We start from the raw sequence: 3,693 nt of genomic DNA, 5'->3' as shown, positions 1-3,693 counted from the left end.
GTTCCGTGCTTTGCGTAAGCCTTAAGCTGCGCTTTGAGCAAGACCACGCGCCCCTGGAATGGCTCAATCTCGGACTGGGATGCCGCCCCCAGCCTGCGCCCGGCTTCGCGGAGGCTGGAAATCTCCCGGTCAAGGCGGTTTAGTTCCGCGAGAATGGCTCTGGTCTCAGTGCCTTCGTACTTTGAGACGGCGTTGCTCACCAGCTCGCTCCCTTGCTCCGAAGATAGATTCTATCCTCACCATTCCCTTGAACACCCGCGCGAGTACGGAAACGGCCAAGGCTTCGCTGATCTGCCACAGGACGCGAAACCTCAGGGCGGTCCAGCTATTGCTGGGGCATACGAAGCTCGAAAGCACCGTGCGGTACCTATGCATCGAGGTCGAAGACGCTCTAGAAATCGCCGAGCAGACGGATGTCTAAACAGTGGCTAGCTCCTCGATCTAGCAATTTCGAGGAGCGTCTACTAGCAGCCCCATTACCACTAACTATGGTGAGCGCGCGTCATAGTTGGTTGGAATCCCCACCAACTATGCTGAGCCGCACAACCGGTCAACACGCCGCCGCCCCAAGCCTCCCACGCAAAATTCAAACGTTCGCTTGAAACACGCGTAACTTCGCCGAACTGGACACGATCAGCCGGTTCCGCCAGACTTCGCCCTTTCCTGCTTCGTGGCACCCATGGCGAAACTGCTGGTCCTGCATGGCCCCAACCTCAACCTGCTYGGCACCCGCGAGCCGGGGGTGTATGGGCACACCACGCTGGCGCAGATCGACCAGGCCCTGCTGGGCCAGGCGCAGGCCGCCGGGCACGCGGTGGAGAGCCTGCAGTCCAACGCCGAACATAGCCTGGTGGAACGGGTGCAGGCCGCCCGTGAAGACGGCACCGCCTTTATCCTGATCAACCCGGCCGCGTTCACCCACACCTCGGTGGCCCTGCGCGATGCGCTGGCTGCGGTGGACGTGCCGTTCATCGAGATCCATCTGTCCAACCCGCATGCGCGCGAACCGTTCCGCCAGCACAGCTATTTCAGCGACAAGGCGGTCGGGGTGATCTGCGGCTTCGGCGCGGACAGCTATCGCTATGCGATGGATGCGGCCCTGACCCGGCTGGCGGCCACCACCGCGTGACCATGCCGCGCGTCCTCGCCAGCGTCATGCTGTGGGGCGGCCTGTGCGGCGCGGCCCTGGCCGCCGATCGCAGCGCCGAGGGCATCGACTGCGCGCAGCCCGGCGGCACGATGGAGAGCGACCTGTGCGCCTCCGACGTGGCCAGCGACGCCGATACCGAACTCAACAAGGTCTACGCCCAGGCGCGCCTGCAGCTGCGCACGCAGGCCGCCGAAGGCGCCTGTACGCACTGCACCGATGCCGAAAGGCAACTGGTGCTGGCCCAGCGCGCATGGATCCAGCTGCGCAGCCACGACTGCGACGCGGTGTATGCCTTCAATGCCGATGGCACCTCCCGCAATGGCGCGCAGATGCGCTGCCTGACCACACACGCCAACGACCGCATCGCCCAACTGCGTAGTTTCTACGAATTGCGTTGACCCGAGCGCAACGCGCTTCCCACCACACTGACACCACGAGCTAAAGAGGCCCCTATGGATCTCCGCAAAATCAAGAAGCTGATCGACCTGCTGGAAGAGTCGAACCTCGCCGAAATCGAAATCAAGGAAGGCGAAGAGTCCGTGCGTCTGTCGCGCGCGCCCGTATCCGGCTACGGCATGATGCAGGCCCCGCAGATGATGATGGCCCCGGCACCGGTCCAGGCCGCTGCGGCCGCCCCGGCGATGCCGATGCAGTCGCCCACCGAAGCCTCCACCGGCGGCACCGCCAAGGCCGGTAATGCCCTGCCGGACGGCCACGTGCTGCGTGCGCCGATGGTCGGCACGTTCTATTCCTCGTCCTCGCCGGACAAGCCGGCCTTCGTGTCGGTCGGCCAGGCAGTGAAGGCCGGCGAAACGCTGGCGATCATCGAAGCGATGAAAATGTTCAACCCGATCGAGGCCGATGTTTCCGGCACCATCGTCGCCATCCTGGGCGAAAACGGCCAGCCGGTCGAATTCGACCAGCCGCTGTTCGTGATCGGCTAAGGATCCGTCCATGCTCGACAAAGTCGTTATTGCCAACCGAGGGGAGATCGCGCTGCGCATCCTGCGCGCGTGCCACACCCTGGGCATCCGCACGGTCGCCGTGCATTCCACGGTCGACCGCAACCTCAAGCACGTGGCCATGGCCGACGAGTCGGTCTGCATCGGTCCGGCACCGTCCTCGGAGAGCTACCTCAACATCCCGGCGCTGATCGCCGCGGCCGAAGTCACCGACGCCCAGGCCATCCACCCGGGCTACGGTTTCCTATCGGAGAACGCCGACTTCGCCGAGCGCGTGGAAGAATCCGGTTTCATCTTCATCGGCCCCAAGGCCGACACCATCCGCCTGATGGGCGACAAGGTGGAAGCAATCCGCGCGATGAAGGCCGCCGGCGTGCCGTGCGTGCCCGGCTCGGGCGGCCCGCTCACCGACGACATCGTGGCCAACACCAAGATCGCCCGTGAGATCGGCTATCCGGTCATCATCAAGGCATCCGGCGGTGGCGGCGGTCGTGGCATGCGCGTGGTGCATGCCGAGGCGTCGCTGAAGGCGGCCATCGAGACCACCAAGTCCGAAGCCAAGGCTGCTTTCAGCAACGATCAGGTCTACATGGAGAAGTTCCTGGAGAATCCGCGCCACGTGGAAATCCAGGTCCTCGCCGACGGCCAGGGCAACGCCATCCACCTCGGTGAGCGCGACTGCTCGATGCAGCGCCGCCACCAGAAGGTGGTGGAAGAAGCGCCGGCCCCGGGCATCAGTGCGGAGATGCGCGAGCAGATCGGCAAGGTGTGCGTGGAAGCGTGCATCCGCATCGGTTATCGCGGCGCGGGCACCTTCGAGTTCCTGTTCGAAGACGGCCGTTTCTACTTCATCGAAATGAACACCCGCGTGCAGGTGGAACATCCGGTGACGGAGATGGTGACCGGTATCGATCTGGTCTGCGAACAGCTGCGCATCGCCGCCGGCCAGAAGCTGACCATCAAGCAGAGCGACGTGGTGCTGACCGGCCACGCGATCGAATGCCGCATCAACGCCGAAGATGCTGAAACCTTCGTGCCGAGCCCGGGCCAGATCACCGCCTTCCATCCGCCCGGTGGCCCCGGCGTGCGCGTGGATACCCACATCTACAGTGGCTACCGCGTACCGCCGAACTACGATTCGATGATCGGCAAGCTGATCGTGCACGGCCCGGACCGCGAGACCGCGATCGCGCGCATGCGCGTGGCGCTGAGCGAGATGGTGGTGGACGGGATCAAGACCAACGTCGCGCTGCAGCAGCGGATCATGCGCGACAAGGGTTTCCAGGCCGGTGGGCAGAACATCCACTACCTGGAAAAGCGCCTGGCCGAACGCAAGAACAAGTCGATTGCATTGACTTGATTTAGCAGTAACGGTGGCATAGCAGAAAGGCGGGGATATCCCCGCCTTTTTGTTTGGTTCTTCGCGCATATGTAGCGCACGCACGGAGTGCGCTCTGAGCGTTTTTCGGCGCGGGAATCGGTGGGTCGGGCGCTGGGCGCCCATGCCCTTTCCGGCGAATGTCCTCCGGCGTCGGCCTGCGGCCGCCCCCTCCCCCTTTATTTCGCCTCCAAGGGCATGGG

Annotated in this window: 5 protein-coding genes; 4 read left to right on the top strand and 1 reads right to left on the bottom strand. The window is 64.1% G+C overall.

The features are described 5' to 3' along the window. Positions 1–200 (bottom strand): hypothetical protein (locus AC1DQP_RS18030; RefSeq protein ID WP_478052154.1); only part of this gene is annotated, 200 nt, incomplete at its 3' end. Positions 201–679: 479 nt separating this feature from the next. On the opposite strand from AC1DQP_RS18030, the gene aroQ reads away from it, so the two are divergent. The 4 genes from aroQ to accC are packed head-to-tail and all read left to right on the top strand — an operon-like array spanning position 680 to position 3,472. Beyond that, positions 680–1,129: a type II 3-dehydroquinate dehydratase gene (gene aroQ / locus AC1DQP_RS18025; RefSeq protein ID WP_457321189.1), complete on the top strand. Its 450-nt coding sequence runs from the start codon at positions 680–682 to the stop codon at positions 1,127–1,129. A gap of 2 nt (positions 1,130–1,131) precedes the next feature. Further along, positions 1,132–1,548 (top strand): lysozyme inhibitor LprI family protein, encoded by a 417-nt coding sequence (locus AC1DQP_RS18020; protein WP_457321187.1) that lies wholly within the window; start codon positions 1,132–1,134, stop codon positions 1,546–1,548. 54 nt (positions 1,549–1,602) lie between these two features. Next, a complete protein-coding gene (accB, locus tag AC1DQP_RS18015; protein WP_256775991.1) occupies positions 1,603–2,094 on the top strand; it encodes an acetyl-CoA carboxylase biotin carboxyl carrier protein in 492 nt (163 codons plus the stop codon). 10 nt (positions 2,095–2,104) lie between these two features. Then, the gene (gene accC / locus AC1DQP_RS18010) at positions 2,105–3,472 is read left to right on the top strand and encodes an acetyl-CoA carboxylase biotin carboxylase subunit (protein WP_256775992.1); all 1,368 of its coding nucleotides are present in this window, start codon (positions 2,105–2,107) and stop codon (positions 3,470–3,472) included. The last annotated feature ends 221 nt before the right edge of the window (positions 3,473–3,693 follow it).

The organism is Stenotrophomonas sp. P5_A8, assembly GCF_056400545.1.
The sequence above is the reverse complement of the archived record's forward strand: the minus strand, read 5'-3'. Positions and strand labels throughout refer to the sequence as shown.

Excerpts from the sequence above, each read along its gene's own strand:
- accC (WP_256775992.1), top strand. The coding sequence starts at position 2,105 with ATGCTCGACAAAGTCGTTATTGCCAACCGAGGGGAGATCGCGCTGCGC.
- AC1DQP_RS18020 (WP_457321187.1), top strand. The coding sequence starts at position 1,132 with ATGCCGCGCGTCCTCGCCAGCGTCATGCTGTGGGGCGGCCTGTGCGGC.
- accB (WP_256775991.1), top strand. The coding sequence starts at position 1,603 with ATGGATCTCCGCAAAATCAAGAAGCTGATCGACCTGCTGGAAGAGTCG.